Source organism: Mesorhizobium sp. M1A.T.Ca.IN.004.03.1.1, assembly GCF_003997555.1.
GTDB lineage: Bacteria > Pseudomonadota > Alphaproteobacteria > Rhizobiales > Rhizobiaceae > Mesorhizobium.
Genome location: NZ_RZTV01000002.1, coordinates 1 through 18240, shown reverse-complemented (window position 1 = coordinate 18240; position 18240 = coordinate 1). Strand labels below are relative to the sequence as shown.

The following is an 18240-nucleotide window of genomic DNA, read 5'->3' as shown; positions in this document are numbered from 1 at the left end:
CCCCCCTCCTGCTTTCGAGCCGAGGTTCAAGATGATAAGTCTCGATGCCGGCTGCGGGCGATGGGCAGGCGCAGATACGCGGCGGCGTACGGATGCGCGCCTAGCAACATCTCTATCGACCGCGCCCGCCGTTGAGCTTCGCGTCACCACACATCCACGTAACGAGGCCAGAGTCCTGTCAAATTGATCAGCAGGCCTAATGGCGGGTGGGTCACGGCCGCTATTCGCGTCGGTACCCATGCGAAACTAAACGAACATCATAACGACGGTTGCCCCGATAATGATTCAGGACAAGCCCGCCGATCAGCATCGGCAGCAAGCTGCTGTCACGGTTAATGTTAGACTCGAACTGCCTTGAAACTGGCTTGTCGTTTTTCTTCGGCTTAACCATTCTCGTCTACTTCCCAGAAAGAGCGCTCTTCCCATGCGGTAGTGTGACATCCGTCCAGTCGAAGCCTAGACTGCACCCAATTGTCCACACGCAGCCATCTCACGTAGTTCCAGCGTTCCTAGTGGCCCGCTGGCTCGCCCGTCGCCAATACAGCCGGGGAACGGGGGGCCTACGAGGAAGTTTTCGGGCATCATCGCGGTGTGTAGCGGTCAGGGGTGCTCGGAAATGAGGCCATCGCACCGCGCCCCGCAAGGCAGCGCTGCATCCCCATACGATACAACTCCAACCCCTCCGGGGAAATATGCAAATTGGTGGAACTCGGGAGCAGCTGAGTTTCGAGAACCGTCAACGCCTCATCTGCGGATTGTGCAAGGCGGAGCCGCTCCCGAACCTGAGATGCCCGAAGCAGCCGGCATATTCGCGAAAGGGCAGGGAGGAAGGCGGAAGAGGCTGAGCGCGGCCAAAGGATAGTGTAAATGAGATCGACTGGGTCGTCGTCGGGACCGTCGAAATCCACAGGCGGGGCCAAGCGTGTCAAAGACGCGACAGGCGAGCAGATGTTCTCCAGCAGAGCGTGCGGGATCGCCACGCCACGACCGATGCCAGTCGAGGCGAGGCGCTCGCGGTCGAAAAGACCGCGGAGAACCACCTTCTCGTCAAGTCCACTCCTTCGAGCGATCCTGATCGCGATTTTCGACAAGGCTGATTGCTTTCCTTTTGTCACAAGATCAAGCGAGATGTCTTCTTCCGACAAGATGGGGGAGATCATCAGGGTCAAACCTCCGCGTCGATCCAAACGCAAGCGACAAATGAGTGTTCAGCCGCGCTGCTTAGGCAGAAGCCGAAATCACTTTCGAATGAAGTTGAGATCCTGGCCGTCCCGGACGCGAAGCCAGGACATTCTCGCGTCCGGGTTAATGGCCCGTTTTGAGGCGTTTCGGCATTCGCCGGAAATCGAGGTTAAAAATATGCATAGCAGTTTGAAGGTAGTGAAAGATTTTTCGAAATCAAGCAAACCGTACGCGATCTGACGAGCAAAAATAGTGCACTGAGACAACAGTTAATTTCGTTTGACGACCGGAACAGTCTCCTGCTTGCTGGTTTGGACGCGATATGCCCGTCTCACCAATGAATATCGGTTGTCCACCTTCCTATAGATCAACGGTGGTCGCATTTTTAGTTCAACAAGGAGATACCGTGATGAAAAAACTCATCCTCGCAGTTGCCTTCACAGCGGGCAGTTCGCTTTGCGCCATGGCGGCGGATGAGGTCACCAAAGCCCCACCAGCGGCTCCTTACGAACAGGTCAGCAAGCTCGTGAAGCTGCCCGACTTCCTGCCGGGCATGGGCCAACTTTTCGTCGATCCGACGACATTGCCTGCCGGCCCGTTCCTTGCCTATGACCATGACGGCAAGCTTGTCAGCACCATCTATATGCTGCCGATCAAGGATCTCAATCCGGACAAGCGTTTGGACGACCTCAAGGCGCCAGGCGGCAATGTCGACCATGTCGACATCTACTACAATGCCGGGCATCCCGGCGTTCCGGAACCGCACGTCCACGTCGTGTTGTGGCACGTCTCTACCGCCGACGAAGCACGTGTCGCCAAATGAGCTTCACACGTCGTCAGGTACTGGGCGGGGGTGGCGGGCTTGTGGCTGCCCTTTCCCTCTCTCCCCAGGTCGCGTGGGCCGACGAGGTGGTGGAAATCAGAATGCGAGGCCGCGACGACGGCTCACAGGTCTGGTTCGACCCGATCGGCATCCTGGTCGAACCGGGACAGACGGTGCGCTGGACGAATCTCAATTCCGGCAATTCGCACACGACGACTGCCTACAGTCCGACGAACTTCGGGAGACCGCGCCGCATGCCCAAGGCGGCAAAACCGTGGGATTCCGATTACCTCCTGCCCAACGAGAGCTTTTCGGTCATTTTCATCGAGAAGGGGGTCTATGACTACTATTGCATCCCGCATGAGCACGCCGGAATGGTCGGACGTATCATCGTCGGCGCGCCCGAGGCACATGGCTGGAGCGAGCTGGTTGGCCCGAATGGCGATCTGCCGGAGGCGGCCCTCAAGGCATTTCCGAAAGTCGAAGACATCATGACACGAGGGTTCGTCCGGCGCGATCAGACCATGCCTACGGGACCGGGCTGAAACAAGGAAGATTGGATGCTGCGTCAGACCGGGGCACGAGTTCCCGGCTGTCGTCGATTGGGGGAGGGCTCTCATGACAGGCGACGTGCATACATGCGAAAATCAGTCGCGGTCTCAAGCTGCGCGAGGCGGGCGCTCTCAGCTGCTGGACGCTTCTATCGATGGCTGGGCCGTAGTCGAGGGACGCGAGCGTGCGAGGAATCGCCTTGCTGCATTGGGCGAGATGACTGGCGGCATTGCGCATGACTTCAGGAACCTGCTGGCGGTCATCGAGTCCGGCCTGAGGTTTGCCGAAGCAAGAGCCGACGAGCCCAACCGTGTGAGGGCCTGCATCACGCTGGCGCGGGAAGGAATCAATCGCGGGATCGATTTGACCTCGCAGCTCCTCGCCTTTGCAAAGCACCAGGAACTTGATGCTCATGCTGGCGACGTGAATGAATTCCTCAGATCCTTCGCGCCTTTGCTGAGGTACGGCGGCGGACCCGATGTGCGCGTCGAGCTTGAACTCGGTGCAGAAATTCCCGACTGCCTGATCGATCCCGCATTGTTCGACACCGCAGTGCTTAATCTCGTCGTCAACGCGCGCGATGCCATGCCAAATGGCGGCGAGATCAGGGTCATCACCGGGCCGTTGGTGCAGGAGACCGCGACACCCGACCCGCCTGGGCCGGGAACCTATGTCTGCGTTAGCGTCAAGGACCAAGGTTGCGGCATGACCGCCGAAGTGTTGCGAAACGTGTTCGATCCTTTCTTCACCACGAAGGGTGAGGAAGGTACCGGCATGGGGCTGCCGCAAGTGCGCGCATTGATGCGTATGATCGGCGGCCATGTTCGCATCGCGAGCGAGCCGGGGATTGGGACGACAGTCGACCTGCTGTTCCCGTCAATCCGATCGGATGTAAAAGCAAGAATGACTAGAATTTAACGTCGCCGCCTGCAACGGCATGTAATCCTGACAGGGCAGGACCTACTACGCTTCCATCCGCACTTGCGGACTGCACCGCATAGACCGGATAGGAGAACTGGGGCATTTCAGGCACAAGATGAAGCCGGCCGGCTTCTATGTGAGGTTGCACGGAGCTCATTCGGAAATATCCGGACCCGCCAGCGGCCAGAACATAGTTCAATCCGAGCGGACCGAGGTCGAAGGAAAGATCCGGCGCAGCACTCGGGAAATTCACGCCGTGATGAAGCTCAAAATCCGGCCCCCAATCCATATAGACATAATCGGATCCGTCCAGGAGTTGCGCTTCGGGGTTGGTGGTCGCGAGAACCAGTTTTTCCTCAAGAAGCAGATCGATCTTCAAGCCCGGTCTGTGTGGGGGCGCGTACATGATGGCTATGTCGACCATTCCCGAGGCGACCTGGTTGATCAGGTCCTGTGGCACGTCGACGTGTACTCGCAGCGCGATATCCTGAAGCGAGCGGCGCATCCAGCGGACCCAGTCGAGCAGAAGAGGTTGCGCAAGGCTGACTTCGCTGCCGACCGTCAGGACGGCCCGGCGTCCCGGAGGCACGGCAACCTGGTGAAGGGTGCGTTGCCATAGTTGGACGAACATCGGAGCGTGCCGCAGAAATTGCTCACCCGCGGGCGTGAGCGAAGCGCCGCCTTTGTGGCGAACGAAGAGTGATCGGCCCAATTGTTGCTCGAGGTTGCGGATCCGTGCGCTGACGGTCGTCTGGGCGACGTTCAAGCGCTCCGAGGCGCGAATGAAGCTCCCGGTCGAGACGATCTCAATGAAGGTGCGAGCGAGTTCAATATCCATGACCGCTAATAGCATAAAAATTGCGCTTAAATGTCAATGAATTTCGTTTGCCACATAGTGGGCGCGAACATTAGGCTCTCCGAATACTCACCGGATTGAGCGCTGAACGCGGCGCAGCGCCGGGATGGAGCGGGCATAGGCCTCTCCATCCTCACCCCCTCGTTTGCCCGCGGTGTCACAGGAGCGATCATGTCGACGAATGAAAAGAACGGCCAAGGCGATGTCGGACGTCGTGACTTTCTAAAACTGTTCGGCGCGGCCGGCGCGGCAGCGGGCACCCTGCCGTTTGGCGGATCCGCATCGGCGGACGAGATCGTGGCAGCGGCCGCCACGGACACGAAGCACCATCACGCCGCCGAACCTCGTGCCCGAGGCGGTGGCTACGAATTCTTCAATGTCGACGAATCCGCCTTCGTCGAGGCGGCGGTCGACACGCTCATTCCAAACGATGCGGCCGGTCCCGGAGCCAAGGAGCTTGGCGTGGCGACATACATCGACCGGCAGATGGCCAGCGGATACGGCAAGGGCGACCGGCTTTATCTGGAAGGGCCGTTCGGCGAGGGTACGCCCGGGCAGGGATATCAATTGCCGATGACGCCCTCGGAGCTGATCCGGGCGGGAATCGCCGACGTCAATGCCGTCGTACAGAAAAGCCACAAGAACAGCTTCGCGGCCCTTTCGGCAAAGGATCGCGCCGCCACTATGGCGGACCTTGAGGCCACGAAGACCGAGCTTCCAACGGTGCCCGCTGCAACCTTCTTCAGCCTCCTTCTGCAGCTCACGATCGAGGGTTATTTCGCGGACCCGATGTACGGCGGGAACAAGGACGCGGCTGCCTGGAAGATGATCGGCTTCCCCGGCGCAGATGCCATGTACGCGGACAAGATCGAGCCGTTCCGGAACAAGCCCTACAAGGCTGAACCGAAGGGCATCCAGGACCTCATTTGATCGCCGCAAGAAAAAGGAGACTTTGACATGGCCACCAAACTGAACCCGGTCGATGTGCTGATTGTCGGTCTTGGATGGACAGGCGGCATCATTGCCAAGGAGCTTGATCGTCGCCCTTGAGCGGGGAGGCCCGCGTGACACCAATCCGGATTTCATCGATCCTGAAATCCACGACGAACTGCGCTACGCCGCCCGCCACGACCTCATGCAGAACGTGCGGCGGGAAACCATCACATTCCGCAATAGTGAATCGCAAACGGCGCTGCCGATGCGTCAACTCGGCTCGTTCTTGCCAGGGCAGGGTGTCGGCGGTGCCGGCGTGCATTGGAACGGCGTGACCTGGCGCTGGCTCGAATGGGATCATCAGGCGCGCACCCGGACCGTCGACAAGTACGGCGAAAAGATCATCCCTTCGGACATGCACCTGCAGGACTGGCCGATCACCTATGACGATCTCGAACCTTATTACGACAAGTTCGAAAAGACCTGCGGCACCTCCGGGAAGGCCGGCAATCTCAACGGCAAGAAAATCGACGGCGGCAATATCTTCGAGGGCTCGCGCAAGGAAGATTATCCCAACCCGCCAATGATCGCCGCGCAGAGCATGGTGATGTTCGAGAAGGCGGCCCGCAACCTCGGCTACCATCCCTTCCCAAACCCCTCGTCCAACGCGTCTCGCGATTACGTCAATCCCGATGGCGTGGCGTTCGGCCAATGCCACTACTGCGGCTACTGCGAGCGTTTCGGCTGCGAGGCGAATGCAAAAGCCAGCCCGCATTTCACCGTTATTCCGCTGGCGCTGAAGAATCCGAATTTCGAACTGCGCACAAATTCGATCGTGCTGAAGGTCAATCTCGATTCGACCCGCAAGAAGGCCGTCAGCGTCAGCTATCTCGACGCTCGCGGGCGAGAATTCGAACAACCTGCCGGCCTCATCATCCTGTCGGCCTACGCGCTCGGCAACGTCAACCTGCTGCTGCAGTCGGGGATCGGCGTTCCTTACGATCCCGCCACGGGTAAAGGCGTGGTCGGCCGAAACTATGCCTACCAGTGCGGCGGCGGGGCTACCGCCTTCTTCGACAAGAAGACCATCCTGAACCGCTTCATGGGCGCCGGCGCGCTCGGCACCTGCATGGATGATTTCAACGGCGACAACTACGATTTCGTGAAGGCCGGATACATCGGCGGCGGCGGTATCAGTTGCAGCAACTCGGGCGCCCGGCCTATCCAGTCACATCCGACACCCCATGGCACGCCGCGCTGGGGCTCGGACTGGAAGAAGGCAGTGGTCGACAACTATGACCATGCTGCCAACGTTGGCAATCAAGGCGCGGTGATGGCCTACAGGCAGAACTATCTCAGCCTCGATCCAACCTATACGGACATCTTCGGACGTCCGCTGATGAGGATGACGTTCGACTTCCAGGACAACGAGGTTAAGCAGATGAACGGCCAGGCTGACATTTGCGTGAACATCGCCAAGGAGATGGGTGCGATCAGGGTCGATCGGAGCATTCCGCCGGTGCCCTATTCCATCGTTCCCTATCAGAGCACCCACAATACCGGCGGGGCCGTTTTCGGCGCCGACCCCACCACCAGCGTCCTGAACAAACATCTTCAGGTCTGGGATGTCCCGAACGTATTTGTCACCGGCGCCTGCGTGTTCCCGCAGAACGCCGGGAAGAATCCGACCGGACCGGTGGGCGCTCTTGCCTATTGGGCGGCGGACGCGATCAAGAATTATCTGAAGAACCCCGGCCCATTGGTTCCCTCCTGAGGCAGGTCTGCCGGGTCCGGATTCACGCTTCGGATCCGGCAGACTGTGCGTTTCGAATACCGACATAACCAGGGTGGCTTGGCGACAACCAAGCCGCCCCTGATTGAAGCACGCGAAGATGAGATCGACGATTCTTGGATTGACGACCGCGGTTCTCACCGCAGTCGGCTCTGCGCAGGCGCAGGACAAATCTCCTGGCGATGCTGACGCCGGCGCCTCGGTCTTCAAGAGATGCATGGCCTGCCATGCGGTCGGGCCCGACGCCAAGAACGGGGTAGGGCCGGTATTGAATGGCGTCGTTGGCCGTGCGGCAGGCACTTACCCTGGTTACAGCTATTCCGCGGCGAACAAGAATTCGGGCCTGACCTGGGATGAACCGACGCTGACCACATATCTGCACGCGCCGCGCAAGTTGGTGCCCGGCACGAAGATGACATTCGCTGGTCTCAGCAAAGACCAGGAGATCGCCGATGTGATCGCCTATCTGAAACAATTCAACGCCCAAGGACAGAAGGCCTCTCCCTGAGCCAGGGACGATCTGTCCGGCTTGCAAAGCACAATCTTATGAAATTCCTCCTGCATCAGGGCCTGGGGTATTCGACCGTTCATCAGATCGGCGACTACCTGCGAAGCCACGGAACCGGCCATCACTGGATCGAACGGTATCGGGGCAGCATCTTCGTCATCGTATCCGATCAAGCCGACGAGATGATCCTTCGAAACGAGTTCTCCGGGCTTCTCGATGCCGTCAACGAAAGGAGACGGACGGATGAGCGGAAAAGCCATCGACGAGAGCATAAAACTGAAGCGCGCCTATGAGAGCCCAGCTGCCGACGATGGCACGCGGGTGCTGATTGACCGGCTTTGGCCGCGCGGGGTCAAGAAGATCGATGCCGGCATCGACTGCTGGATGAAAGAACTCGCGCCAAGCACCGAGCTTCGGAAATGGTTCGGACACGATCCCGCCCGCTGGGACGAATTCCGTCGGAGATATGCGGCGGAAATCCACGCGCATGGCGATGAGCTCGACCGGCTCCGCGACCTGATACGACACGGCCCTGTCACGCTCGTCTACTCGGCTCATGACGAGGCCCACAACGATGCCGTCGTCCTGAGAGAGATTTTGCTGGGACATCGCTAGAGACGTCGCGCCGCCCTGCCTTTGTGCCATCAAGGACATGGGGCGTGTGACCACTACAGCGGGTTCAAATCACTTTTCTGGAACCAAACCGAGCAAGGTTCATCAAATCATCGAGGAGACGCACAATGAAATTCTTTGTCGATACAGCCGATATATCTGAAATTCGCGAGCTTGCCGCGGCAGGCTTTGTCGATGGGGTGACCACGAACCCGTCGCTCATCTCGAAGACCGGTCGGCCGATCAGGGATGTGATCAAGGAGATCTGCGGGACGATCGAAGGCCCGGTTTCAGCGGAAGTCACCGCGACCGACTTCGACGGCATGATTGCCGAAGGAGAGCGTTTGGCGAGCATCGCGACCACCGTGGCCATCAAGGTACCATCCACCTGGGATGGGTTCAGGGCTTGTCGGGCGCTCGCTCGCCTCGGCCACAAGGTCAATGTCACGCTGTGCTTTTCCGCAAACCAAGCATTGCTTGCGGCCAAGGCGGGCGCGACGTTCATTTCGCCCTTCATCGGCAGGCTCGACGACCTCGGATTGGACGGCATGGAAGTGGTCCGGGAAATCCGCGCGATCTACGACAACGACGCATGCTTCACGACGGAAATCCTGGCTTCTTCAATACGCACTCCACTCCATGTCAAAGCTGCGGCAATTGCAGGCGCCGATATTGCGACCATTCCCCCAACTGTACTTCGGAGCCTTGCCAAGCATCCACTCACCGACAAGGGGTTGGCATCCTTTCTCGCGGACTGGGGCAAGACCAGGCAAGCGATCCTTTAAAACTTGCTGGCCGGCGGTCCGACGGGCTGGTCGAGAACACGCGCCGTGGTGACACCGACAGCCTCAAAGTGGCCGGCATGTTCACTTTGTCCTCACTTCGTCCGTCCATCACATGCTCCTGGAATCCAACACAAAAAATGCATTCAATCGCTCACTAAATTCGTTTGCATGGTGCCCTGGATGGCAGGAGACTGGGACGTAGCGGTTCCGCTTTAGTCGGGAGCTCCGGTGAAAACGAAAGCGTCGGTCTGAAGGCGCGCCTGGATGGAACATGTTCAGGGCGTGCGAAGTCTATCGAGGCTCCAGTTATCGATCTTGCGCTGAGAATCGCCAACGGAGACGAAAATGGCTGGGAGCCATTCGAAGGCAAACGGTCCGGATCTGGTTCAGGGCATCGCGATCGCCGATCTTGAGGATGGCGGCAAGCTCGTCGGCCATTGCGGCGACGAGCAGGTGCTGCTGGTGCGCCGCGGGAGCGAGGTATTCGCGATCAGCGCGACATGCACGCATTACGGCGGGCCGCTCGTCGACGGTCTGGTAGCAGAAGACACGGTTCGGTGTCCGTGGCATCACGCGTGCTTCGATCTGCGCACGGGCGAGGCGCTGCGCGCGCCCGCCTTCAGCCCGCTCGCCTGCTGGTCTGTGGAACAGCGAGAAGGCAAGATATTCGTGGTCGAGAAGCGTAAGCGAACGGCACCGGTGGTGCGAGATGGCGGTGCGGCTCCGGAAAGAATTGTCATTGTCGGGGGTGGCGCGGCTGGTTTCGCTGCCGTCGAGACACTGCGGCGTGAGCAATACCAGGGCAGCATCACCATGATCAGCGATGACCAGGCGCCGCCCGTCGACAGACCGAACCTCTCAAAGGACTATCTCGCCGGCAGGGCGCCGCAGGATTGGATTCCGCTGCGCGGCGAGAAGTATTATTCGAAAAACAACATCGACCTGCGTCTCGACACAAAGGCCGACCGCATCGACCCGCGGTCCCGCGAGGTTGTGCTGTCGGATGGCAGCACGACTTCTTACGAAAGGCTGCTCCTTGCCACGGGGACCGAACCAGTTCGGCTTGCTACCCCCGGAGCCGAGCAATCATTTGTCCACACGCTGCGCTCTTTCGCCGACTGCAAGGCGATTATCGAGCGGGCCGCGAATGCGCGACGCTGCGCCGTGCTCGGCGCCAGTTTCATCGGCCTCGAGGTTGCGGCGGCGCTGCGCTCGCGCGGCATCGACGTTCATGTCGTAGCGCCGGACAGACGGCCTATGGAGCGGGTCCTGGGTCCGCGGATGGGCGACTTCATCCGCGCCCTCCATGAGGAGAAGGGTGTCGTCTTCCATCTCGAGGCGACTGCGGCCAGCATCGACGGCAACAAGATGAAGCTCAGCAGCGGCGGCACGTTGATGGCGGATTTCGTCGTGGCCGGCGTCGGCGTCAGGCCACGCATAGGTCTCGCCGAAAAGGCCGGGCTCAAACTCAATCGCGGCGTTGCGGTGAACGCGTTTTTGGAAACAAGCGCGCCCGGAATTTTCGCGGCCGGCGACATTGCCCGGTGGCCCGATCCGCATAGTGGCGAGAATCTTCGGGTAGAGCATTGGGTGGTTGCGGAGAGACAAGGTCGCACCGCCGCACTCAACATGCTTGGCCATCGCGAGAAGTTCGCGGCTGTGCCGTTCTTCTGGAGCCAGCATTACGATGTGCCCATCAACTATGTCGGCCATGCCGAGCGATGGGACGAGATCTCGGTCGATGGAGACGTCGCGGCCAGGGATTGCCTGCTCCGATTCAAACGGGAGGGGCGCACGCTCGCTGTCGCCTCGATCTTCCGCGACCTGGAAAGTTTGCAGGCCGAGCTGGAAATGGAGCGCCAAACGGCAAGCTAGAACGCGCTCTCGAGCACGGGTGGGAGCGCACCGAGAATGACGCAGCCGAGCATGTCACCGTGACCGAAAGGGAGACCGATCTATGTCCGCATTGCAACAGGACGTTGCCAGGGATTTGCAAATCATTGCGCCCACTCAGCATCATTCCAAGATCGTCGAGTTCGCCAAGGAGGTTGCCGAACAAGAGTCCCATCAGATGCCGACGTCGGTCGCAATCTTCTCCGACAGCGGTCGTTGGTACTGCCAGGTCCGTCGCGGCAATGAAAAGACCCGGCCGATGGGCCCCTATACCAAACGAGAGGCTGAACGGGTTCAGGAAGTTCGCAGAGCCTTGATCGCCAAAAGAGGCACCGCTCGGATTATGTTCGAGTAGGCGGGGACCTGACGATCGCGCCGGCCGGCGAACTCCTCACTCCAACCATCGTTCGTCCTTGAGTTTGTTGAAACCTTGCCGGATCTCGCGGCGGGCCCTGTTGACGTTTGCGTTCCGGCGCCGCGATCAACCGCAACCAACGGAAGAAAAGCCAACATGGGCTACAAGTCGATCGTTCTCAACCTCGACATCGACGGGATGGTCGCTCCTGTTGTCAAGCTCGGAGTCGATCTCGCCCAGCGCTTCGACGCGCGCCTGATAGGTCTGTCGGCCGCCGACGTTCCGCCGCCGGTTGTAATGGAAGGTGGAGTGGCCTTCGAAGGCGAGAGCATGATGCGCCAGCGCAAGAACATCAAGCGACGGCTCGAGGACCTCCACGCGCAGTTCGAAAGCATTGCTGGCACGACGGTTCATACGCAATGGCGTGGGACCGTGGGCAATCCGACCCGCTCGCTAATTGAATCGGCGCGGTTGGCCGATGTCATCGTCACAGCATCGCCGGAGGGTGCCAGTTTCGACGACGCGTATCGGTCGACCGACCTCGGCAATCTGATCCTTCAGGCCTGACGGCCCGTATTTGTGGAAGCGACCAACCAGGAGAATTTCCGCATCAACAAGGTTCTGGTCGGATGGAAGGACACGCGTGAAGCCAGGCGCGCGGTTCTAGATGCCATGCCCTTTTTGCGGATGGCTCAGGAGGTTGGGGTCATTACGATCGACGATGGCCCAACTGACCAAACCTGGAACGGGCTGGACGATGTTGTCGCCTTCCTGGACATGCACGGCGTAGAGGCCAAGGCGGAGGTGTTTCCGGAAAAATCCAATGGCCGAACGATCGCCGACGTCGCCGGCGCAATGAACGCGGATCTCGTCATATCCGGCGCCTATGGCCACAGCAGGTTCAGGGAGTGGATCTTCGGCGGCGCTACCCGCTCGCTACTTGAAGCTGATCGGCTGAACCGGCTCATGTCGAACTGATCGCCGGCACCGATGGCGGAGTGCATCCCACCTGCTGACAGATTTCGCGAACGCATCCCAGCCCGCTGGGTTGGTGCTCGTTAACCGTGACAAGCCTGCCGCCGGACCCTATCGCAAGAACTCAGGCTTGTTGTTGTTCGCCCTCGGTGGCGATCAACATCCAGTTCCGCTTCCTTGACTGGGTTTGACAGGCGAACGTCCACGTATCGATCATCTCAACGATCTCCCAGGGATCGCCGGCGACGACTGCATTGTCGGCAGAGCGTGTAACGCCGACTACGTCGGAAACGTATCGAACAACTATCTCAGCGGTGCCATTCTCCACGAAAGCATCGACAACCTTCGTTTCGTCTGTCCTGATGAAGGTGAGTTCCAGCATCTCTTGCCGATCGCGCCGCCCGACGATATCTCGTTCGAAGGCATCAAGCACTTCCGGCCCGACGAGGCGCTGCAATGTCTGGATGTCACTCTCCGCAAACGCCCGCAGTATCGCTTCATAGGCCCTCCTGGCGCCGGCCAGAAATGCCGCGAGATCGAAATCCGGGTCGATCTTGCGAAGCGCATCCTGGGACATGTCCGCACAGGATGTGTGTTCGGCACTTTCGTCCCGCCGCGCCGCTGCAGTGTCCCGCTTGGCCCTCTCGTCGTTCCAGCGGGAGAGGAGCTGGCTCCAACTCCCAAGCATTGCCCAATAAAGCGCGAGAATCGCAACGAGAAGGATCTGGCTGGTCGGGTCTGAGGTCTCGCTCATGACATTCACCCATCGACTTGTCGAAGATGCCCATATCAGTGGATCCGGGGCAGCCTTTCCCACTGATGGAATGGCGGCGGCGACGGCAGCTGCCATTCAAGTGTGGTCGCCCCTTCGCCCCACGGGTTGGCGCTGGCCGGGCGCTTGCGGCTGAAAGCTTCTGCGACCGCGACGAAGAAGATGAACAGCCCCGCGGTCGAGATGTAGGAGCCGATCGAGGAGACGAAATTCCAGCCGGCGAAGGCATCGGGATAATCAGCGTAGCGGCGCGGCATGCCGGCCATGCCGAGGAAATGCTGCGGGAAGAAAACGAGATTGACGCCGATGAACATCGTCCAGAAATGCAGTTTCCCGAGCGTCTCGCTGTACATGTATCCGGTCATCTTCGGGAACCAGTAGTACCAGCCAGCGAAGATGGCGAAGACCGCGCCCAGTGACAGCACATAGTGGAAGCGGGCAATCACGAAATAGGTGTCGTGCAACGAGCGGTCGATTCCGGGGCTGGCGACCATGATCCCGGTGACGCCGCCGACGGTGAAGAGCAGGACGAAGCCGATAGCCCACAGCATCGGTGTCTTGAACTCGATCGATCCGCCCCACATTGTGGCCAGCCACGAAAACACCTTCACGCCTGTGGGAACGGCGATGACCATCGAGGCGAAGGCGAAGTAGCGCTGGCTGTCGAGGGAGATGCCGGTCGTATACATATGATGCGCCCAGACGAGGAAGCCGATCAGGCCGATCGCCACCATCGCATACGCCATGCCGAGATAGCCGAAGATTGGCTTCCTGGCGAAGGTCGAGATGACGTGGCTGATGATGCCAAAGCCGGGCAGGATCATGATGTAGACCTCCGGATGGCCGAAGAACCAGAACAGGTGCTGGTAGAGCATCGGGTCACCTCCGCCGTCGGGAACGAAGAACGTCGTGCCGAAGTTGCGGTCCGTGAGCAGCATCGTGATCGCTCCGGCCAGCACCGGCAGCGACATCAGCAGCATGAAAGCGGTCACCAGCATCGCCCAGGCAAGGAGCGGCATCTTGTGCATCGTCATTCCTGGCGCGCGCATGTTGAAGATGGTCGTGATGAAGTTGATCGCTCCGAGGATCGATGACGCTCCCGCAAGGTGGATCGAAAGGATGACGAGATCGACCGCGGGACCAGGCTGGCCGGAGGTCGAAAGCGGCGGGTAGAGCGTCCAGCCGCCGCCATGGCCGAGCGTGCCCGGCGCTCCCGGCACGAACATCGAGGTGATGAAGAGGATGAACGCCATCACCAGCAGCCAGAACGAGATATTGTTCATGCGCGGAAACGCCATGTCGGGTGCGCCGATCATGATCGGCACCATCCAGTTGCCGAAGCCGCCGATCAGCGCCGGCATGAGCACGAAGAAGATCATGATGAGGCCGTGGGAGCTGACCGCAACATTGTAGGTCATCGGATCACTGAATATCTGCAGCCCGGGCTCCTGGAGCTCTATCCGGATCAGCATCGAAAGCGCGGTGCCGAGAATCCCCGCCAAGATCGAGAAGAGCAGGTAGAGCGTCCCGATGTCCTTGTGGTTGGTCGAGTACAGCCACCTGACCAGAAACCGGGGCTTGTGGCCTTCCATCGCTGCCGCTGGATTCGACATGGTGCGCTACCTGCCTTTCATTGCAGGCAAGCCTGATGGCTCTCGCGAGGGACGGCATTCATCCGCCGCGATCGGAGAACCAGGCGCTGTCTGCTTCGTGTTTTCAGTCGTCCGTGACATTGCGTCCATCGCAATGTCGTGGGCTTTGGAGCCGATCGGGCGTAAGCCGATGGCCAGCGGTCCGCCTGTGCATGGCCGCGAGCTTTCTGTCGAAGAAACCGCCGCCGCATTCCGAGGCGCCAGCTCCGTACCGCCCCAAACGTGCTACGGAGGGAAGAGGAAGGCAAACGGAATTAAATGCCGCGTAAGTGCAAATTTATTGCTCTTGCAAGCGAGCTGGTGGGAGGGGCGGGTCTTTAGGGATCAACAACCACAACGGAGCACAACTATGCCGGCAATATTTCGACATCGGCGCCGAAGTTCCCCATATTGAGGCAGGTAAGCTCGAGGTCACGCAAGGCGCCGGAACTCATCTATTCGGGGGCATGCAGCGGGAGAGAGCGGACTGCGGGAGGCTAGGCGGATTTAAAGCGACGTTGTGAAATGATCGTTCCTCCCAGGCGCGAAGCCACATGGCTGGCAGGTGGATCGACAAGGAAAAAATGCCTTATCCGTTTTACACTATCGGTCATTCGACCAGGTCGATTCCAGAATTCGTTGCCCTGCTGCATGTGGGCGAAGCTAAACGCGTTCTGGATTAACCAGAGTTTTCACAACTACGCCGACTACGCGTTGTCGGCGGAGTTTCATGACGGCCTGGCCCGGCTTGTATCGCTCGGCAGGGAGCGGCAGTGTGCCGTCATGTGCTCGGAAGCGCTGTGGTGGCGCTGTCACAGAAGGATCGTCGCGGACTACCTGATCAGCCGCGGCGAGTCCGTTTTTCATCTGATGAGCCATGACAAGGTCGTGCCGGCGAAACTCACCGACGGCGTGAGGGCAGGAGCCGATGGAATGCTTGTCTACCCGCCTTCACAGCCTTCGGCATAGTCGAGCCCTCAGGCAGCCGACGGCCCCGGGTCGTCGAACCCGGCGTTGAAAGCCGCCGCAACCTTGTTCTGAACTTCGTCGTGCGGTTCATCGGAACGATGGACGGCCCGCGGACCGTGTCCATCCAGCCGCAGCGAATCCGATGCAGCAACTCCCGCCAGTTTCAGTCTCTCGCGCCTTGCGGCTTCTGGTTGGTAAACCACTTCATGCACCGTCAGCGTTTCAAGCATCCCGTCCGCTGTCGGAATGGACATCGACTGCCCCTTGGCCAGACCGAGCAACGCCAGGCCTCGCGGATTGGTGATAGGCAAAAGCATGCCAACCAGACCGCGCATCTGGTCATGTGCGACGATGCGGGTTTCGGCAGGACCGTCGTTCACCCGATAGGCCACGCGGCTGCTGAGTGTCACGACGTTCGCTGGGATGTCATCGCGAAACATGACAACTGCGCTCGAAATCTTCCGCTGGAGAATAGTCGAGAAGGGTTCGTCGCGGATCGGATGGCGTTCCCGTATCACTTGAAGAATCGTGTAATCCTTGGTGGTCAGTTGGCAGGTGTCTATATTGGGCATGGTACGTCTCCAGCCGGCCCGCACAAGGCGATCCGGCAACTGCAGTTGATCGGATGTGAGGAAGTACCCCTGTGCCGGACCGAGATGAGCCGGCGCAGGGGTCAGACTCCCGCGATCAAGCTGCCTGCATGATTGAGGAGACGGACGGAGACGCCCATGTCAGACGCTCGCCGCCATCGTTGGAGACGCAGGTGCGAGCTGACTGACTCCATCACCTTGCGGGGCGGGCTGGGTCACACCAAGCACCAACAGTTCGTGCCGGCGCCCGTCTCGGGCGGTCCACATGATTGACTGTCCAGCCGAGAGGCCGATCAGGGCTGTGCCAATCGGTGTAAGAATCGAAACCTTGCCTTCGGAGATGTCAGCATCGCCAGGGAAAACCAGCGTTACCGTTCTCCGATCACCGGTGTCGGGCTTGAACGTCACAGTTGAACCCATCCGGACGGTACCGGCGGACACCCAACCATCGGCGACGATCCGCGCGCGCTCGAGCTCGGCGAGCAGCTCATCGGAAGCCTCCGGATATCGTGCGGCGAAAGTGCTCGCGAGCACCGATAAGCGCGCATGATCCGACTGCGAGATGCGGATATTCGGCTTGCGCCGGATTTTCGAGTTTTTCTGCATCTAATGCTCATATTTCTACTGGCTCAGCCGCCATCAAAGGTGGCGGACAGGCGACTTCGGAAATTGATCCCAGTGCGCCAAAAGGTTGGAGCCCTGCTGATCCTAACATGTCGATTAAGCGTTACCCCTCGGCTCGGGGCGCATTGGCAGCCGGGCCGGGGGTTAAGATCCCGCGATGGGGCAAACCCGGAAAAGAAAATCACGACAGAATTTGGCTGCGGCGTTCATATAGGTATAGTTGGTGACGTAATTCGTGAAGTCAAGGCGGACAATGGCAGGCTCAGCCGCAAGACCTGCCAAAAGCGGCACTTTGAAACAGTTGAGCCAGCGCCTGGGGTGACTCGGCGGACAAACGAGACCATCGTCACTTAGATCATTACCCAAAGTCTCCCGAAGGAAGGGGATGGTGATCTCATGGACGAGGAAGACGGAACCTGGCATGAAAATCCTTGCGGCGACAGATTTTTCCACCCGGTCACAACGGGCATTGCGGCGGGCCGGCCTTCTGGCCCGGAACGTTGCCGCGGAACTCACGCTCGTCCATGTCGTCGACGACGACCAACCCTCAGCCATAGTCCGGCTCGAAACCCGCGAGGCCCGAAGATATCTTGCAGAACAAATGACCTCGATCGCCGAGTTGAAGGGACTCCAATCTGATTTCGCAGTCGTGACCGGGAATCCGTTCCGCGGCATTTTGAATGCGGCCGAGGCGCGCGGGGTCGATCTCATTGTCATGGGCGCGCACCGCAAGCAATTGCTCCGTGATGTCTTTGTGGGAACGACGATCGAACGTGTGATCCGCACCGGACAATTCCCAGTGCTCATGGTGAATGCTGAGGTAGAACATTCCTACAAAAAAGTGATGGCTGCCGTGGATATGTCCGAGCCGTCGGCGCGCGCAATAAGCACGGCGAAGGAAACCGGATTGATAGGCGAGGCCAGTTTTTCGCTGGTCCATGGGTTCGATGCCTTCGCCAAGGGAAAAATGTCAAATGCCGGAATAGGCAAGGACGAGTTGGCGAGCTACGTGGCGACAGAACGTTCGCAGGTGGAAAAAGAACTCATAGCATTTCTGGAAGCGAACGACTTTGACGTCGACAATTGGTCGCTGCAAATTAGGGAAGGCGGCCCGGTCGAGGCGATCATGGAGGCAATTAACGTTGCCCCCAGTTTCTATCCAGTTTTGAGTTCGTTTCCGGCCTGGGTTGTGCCCTGCTGGGCGGGTGAAGCGACAGTCGCTGGCGCGGAGCCTTTGGCATAGCGCAGCGCGAGCGACCGTCGCGGATTGAAGGTGATGGCGAACTCGGCCGGTGTCTGCCAGGCGATTTGGGAGTGCGGCCGCGCGGTGTTGTAGTCGGCGCGCCACAGGGCGATGGCTACGCGCGCCTGAGCCAGCGAGGTAAACAGTGTCTCGTTGAGCAGTTCATCGCGCAGTCGGCCGTTGAAGCTCTCGATGAAGCCATTCTGCATCGGCTTGCCGGGCGC

The 18240-nt window shown here is 59.7% G+C and carries 21 protein-coding genes and 1 pseudogene; 15 read left to right on the top strand and 7 right to left on the bottom strand.

Features of this window, described 5'->3' with window-relative positions; translation table 11 throughout:
* Nucleotides 1–581: 581 nt before the first annotated feature.
* Nucleotides 582–1160, bottom strand: coding sequence for a PTS sugar transporter subunit IIA (locus tag EOD29_RS05975; protein WP_127246168.1), 579 nt, complete (start codon nucleotides 1158–1160; stop codon nucleotides 582–584).
* Between the two features lie 431 nt (nucleotides 1161–1591).
* On the opposite strand from EOD29_RS05975, the gene EOD29_RS05970 reads away from it, so the two are divergent.
* From EOD29_RS05970 to EOD29_RS05960, 3 genes are all read left to right on the top strand, one after another.
* Nucleotides 1592–2005: a DUF5602 domain-containing protein gene (locus EOD29_RS05970; RefSeq protein ID WP_127216081.1), complete on the top strand. Its 414-nt coding sequence runs from the start codon at nucleotides 1592–1594 to the stop codon at nucleotides 2003–2005.
* 101 nt (nucleotides 2006–2106) lie between these two features.
* On the top strand, nucleotides 2107–2550 hold the full coding sequence (locus tag EOD29_RS05965; RefSeq protein ID WP_127324463.1) for a plastocyanin/azurin family copper-binding protein: 444 nt from the start codon (nucleotides 2107–2109) through the stop codon (nucleotides 2548–2550).
* A gap of 73 nt (nucleotides 2551–2623) precedes the next feature.
* Entirely contained in the window at nucleotides 2624–3475 is an 852-nt protein-coding gene (locus EOD29_RS05960) for an ATP-binding protein (protein WP_127216079.1), read from the top strand.
* On the opposite strand, the gene EOD29_RS05955 is transcribed toward EOD29_RS05960, so the two are convergent.
* The gene (locus tag EOD29_RS05955; protein WP_127216078.1) at nucleotides 3465–4316 is read right to left on the bottom strand and encodes a LysR family transcriptional regulator; all 852 of its coding nucleotides are present in this window, start codon (nucleotides 4314–4316) and stop codon (nucleotides 3465–3467) included. The two genes, EOD29_RS05960 and EOD29_RS05955, sit on opposite strands and share 11 nt — an antisense overlap.
* 189 nt (nucleotides 4317–4505) lie before the next feature.
* Here EOD29_RS05955 and EOD29_RS05950 point away from each other — a divergent pair, with 189 nt between their 5' ends.
* From EOD29_RS05950 to EOD29_RS37025, 10 genes are all read left to right on the top strand, one after another.
* A complete protein-coding gene (locus EOD29_RS05950) occupies nucleotides 4506–5264 on the top strand; it encodes a gluconate 2-dehydrogenase subunit 3 family protein (protein WP_127216077.1) in 759 nt (252 codons plus the stop codon).
* 103 nt (nucleotides 5265–5367) lie between these two features.
* Nucleotides 5368–7041 carry a GMC family oxidoreductase gene (locus EOD29_RS05945; RefSeq protein ID WP_348630409.1) on the top strand — a complete coding sequence of 558 codons (1674 nt, stop codon included), beginning with the start codon at nucleotides 5368–5370 and terminating at the stop codon, nucleotides 7039–7041.
* Nucleotides 7042–7159: 118 nt separating this feature from the next.
* Entirely contained in the window at nucleotides 7160–7567 is a 408-nt protein-coding gene (locus EOD29_RS05940) for a cytochrome c family protein (protein WP_127246167.1), read from the top strand.
* Nucleotides 7568–7605: 38 nt separating this feature from the next.
* Nucleotides 7606–7860 (top strand): hypothetical protein, encoded by a 255-nt coding sequence (locus tag EOD29_RS35825; protein WP_127241940.1) that lies wholly within the window; start codon nucleotides 7606–7608, stop codon nucleotides 7858–7860.
* Entirely contained in the window at nucleotides 7811–8182 is a 372-nt protein-coding gene (locus EOD29_RS05935) for a DUF488 domain-containing protein (protein WP_095800014.1), read from the top strand. Before EOD29_RS35825 ends, EOD29_RS05935 begins: the two co-directional genes overlap by 50 nt.
* A 125-nt stretch (nucleotides 8183–8307) precedes the next feature.
* A complete protein-coding gene (gene fsa, locus EOD29_RS05930) occupies nucleotides 8308–8964 on the top strand; it encodes a fructose-6-phosphate aldolase (RefSeq protein WP_067330524.1) in 657 nt (218 codons plus the stop codon).
* A 345-nt stretch (nucleotides 8965–9309) separates the two neighbouring features.
* Entirely contained in the window at nucleotides 9310–10839 is a 1530-nt protein-coding gene (locus tag EOD29_RS05925) for an FAD-dependent oxidoreductase (protein ID WP_127246166.1), read from the top strand.
* Between the two features lie 82 nt (nucleotides 10840–10921).
* Nucleotides 10922–11212, top strand: a complete 291-nt coding sequence (locus tag EOD29_RS05920) for a hypothetical protein (protein WP_127216072.1) — start codon at nucleotides 10922–10924, stop codon at nucleotides 11210–11212.
* 75 nt (nucleotides 11213–11287) lie between these two features.
* Nucleotides 11288–11779, top strand: coding sequence for a hypothetical protein (locus tag EOD29_RS37030; RefSeq protein WP_245475251.1), 492 nt, complete (start codon nucleotides 11288–11290; stop codon nucleotides 11777–11779).
* Between the two features lie 12 nt (nucleotides 11780–11791).
* Complete coding sequence (locus EOD29_RS37025) at nucleotides 11792–12190, top strand: universal stress protein (RefSeq protein ID WP_245475250.1); 399 nt, start codon at nucleotides 11792–11794, stop codon at nucleotides 12188–12190.
* Nucleotides 12191–12311: 121 nt separating this feature from the next.
* On the opposite strand, the gene EOD29_RS05910 is transcribed toward EOD29_RS37025, so the two are convergent.
* The gene (locus EOD29_RS05910) at nucleotides 12312–12941 is read right to left on the bottom strand and encodes a Tim44/TimA family putative adaptor protein (protein WP_164747379.1); all 630 of its coding nucleotides are present in this window, start codon (nucleotides 12939–12941) and stop codon (nucleotides 12312–12314) included.
* A gap of 35 nt (nucleotides 12942–12976) precedes the next feature.
* Nucleotides 12977–14572 (bottom strand): cytochrome c oxidase subunit I, encoded by a 1596-nt coding sequence (gene ctaD, locus EOD29_RS05905; RefSeq protein WP_127246164.1) that lies wholly within the window; start codon nucleotides 14570–14572, stop codon nucleotides 12977–12979.
* 602 nt (nucleotides 14573–15174) lie between these two features.
* Here ctaD and EOD29_RS05900 point away from each other — a divergent pair.
* Nucleotides 15175–15559: pseudogene (locus tag EOD29_RS05900) on the top strand (DUF488 family protein).
* Nucleotides 15560–15567: 8 nt separating this feature from the next.
* Here EOD29_RS05900 and EOD29_RS05895 read toward each other — a convergent pair.
* Complete coding sequence (locus EOD29_RS05895) at nucleotides 15568–16131, bottom strand: nucleoside-diphosphate kinase (RefSeq protein ID WP_127246163.1); 564 nt, start codon at nucleotides 16129–16131, stop codon at nucleotides 15568–15570.
* 159 nt (nucleotides 16132–16290) lie between these two features.
* Nucleotides 16291–16755, bottom strand: a complete 465-nt coding sequence (gene rnk / locus EOD29_RS05890; protein WP_067330551.1) for a nucleoside diphosphate kinase regulator — start codon at nucleotides 16753–16755, stop codon at nucleotides 16291–16293.
* A 439-nt stretch (nucleotides 16756–17194) separates the two neighbouring features.
* Between rnk and EOD29_RS05885 the strand changes: the two genes are divergently transcribed.
* The gene (locus EOD29_RS05885) at nucleotides 17195–18016 is read left to right on the top strand and encodes a universal stress protein (protein WP_127246162.1); all 822 of its coding nucleotides are present in this window, start codon (nucleotides 17195–17197) and stop codon (nucleotides 18014–18016) included.
* Here EOD29_RS05885 and EOD29_RS05880 read toward each other — a convergent pair.
* Nucleotides 17929–18240, bottom strand: a 312-nt coding sequence (locus tag EOD29_RS05880) for a transposase (protein ID WP_245475248.1), incomplete at its 5' end; no start/stop codon positions are given. The two genes, EOD29_RS05885 and EOD29_RS05880, sit on opposite strands and share 88 nt — an antisense overlap.

Bases quoted from the DNA above. Each gene is read 5' to 3' on its own strand.
- EOD29_RS05965 (WP_127324463.1), top strand. From the start codon at position 2,107: ATGCGAGGCCGCGACGACGGCTCACAGGTCTGGTTCGACCCGATCGGC.
- EOD29_RS05910 (WP_164747379.1), bottom strand. From the start codon at position 12,941: ATGAGCGAGACCTCAGACCCGACCAGCCAGATCCTTCTCGTTGCGATT.
- EOD29_RS05940 (WP_127246167.1), top strand. From the start codon at position 7,160: ATGAGATCGACGATTCTTGGATTGACGACCGCGGTTCTCACCGCAGTC.
- EOD29_RS05955 (WP_127216078.1), bottom strand. From the start codon at position 4,316: ATGGATATTGAACTCGCTCGCACCTTCATTGAGATCGTCTCGACCGGG.
- EOD29_RS35825 (WP_127241940.1), top strand. From the start codon at position 7,606: ATGAAATTCCTCCTGCATCAGGGCCTGGGGTATTCGACCGTTCATCAG.
- EOD29_RS05885 (WP_127246162.1), top strand. From the start codon at position 17,195: ATGAAAATCCTTGCGGCGACAGATTTTTCCACCCGGTCACAACGGGCA.
- ctaD (WP_127246164.1), bottom strand. From the start codon at position 14,572: ATGTCGAATCCAGCGGCAGCGATGGAAGGCCACAAGCCCCGGTTTCTG.
- fsa (WP_067330524.1), top strand. From the start codon at position 8,308: ATGAAATTCTTTGTCGATACAGCCGATATATCTGAAATTCGCGAGCTT.
- EOD29_RS05950 (WP_127216077.1), top strand. From the start codon at position 4,506: ATGTCGACGAATGAAAAGAACGGCCAAGGCGATGTCGGACGTCGTGAC.
- EOD29_RS05960 (WP_127216079.1), top strand. From the start codon at position 2,624: ATGACAGGCGACGTGCATACATGCGAAAATCAGTCGCGGTCTCAAGCT.
- EOD29_RS05895 (WP_127246163.1), bottom strand. From the start codon at position 16,131: ATGCCCAATATAGACACCTGCCAACTGACCACCAAGGATTACACGATT.
- EOD29_RS05970 (WP_127216081.1), top strand. From the start codon at position 1,592: ATGAAAAAACTCATCCTCGCAGTTGCCTTCACAGCGGGCAGTTCGCTT.
- rnk (WP_067330551.1), bottom strand. From the start codon at position 16,755: ATGCAGAAAAACTCGAAAATCCGGCGCAAGCCGAATATCCGCATCTCG.
- EOD29_RS05975 (WP_127246168.1), bottom strand. From the start codon at position 1,160: ATGATCTCCCCCATCTTGTCGGAAGAAGACATCTCGCTTGATCTTGTG.
- EOD29_RS05920 (WP_127216072.1), top strand. From the start codon at position 10,922: ATGTCCGCATTGCAACAGGACGTTGCCAGGGATTTGCAAATCATTGCG.
- EOD29_RS05925 (WP_127246166.1), top strand. From the start codon at position 9,310: ATGGCTGGGAGCCATTCGAAGGCAAACGGTCCGGATCTGGTTCAGGGC.
- EOD29_RS05935 (WP_095800014.1), top strand. From the start codon at position 7,811: ATGAGCGGAAAAGCCATCGACGAGAGCATAAAACTGAAGCGCGCCTAT.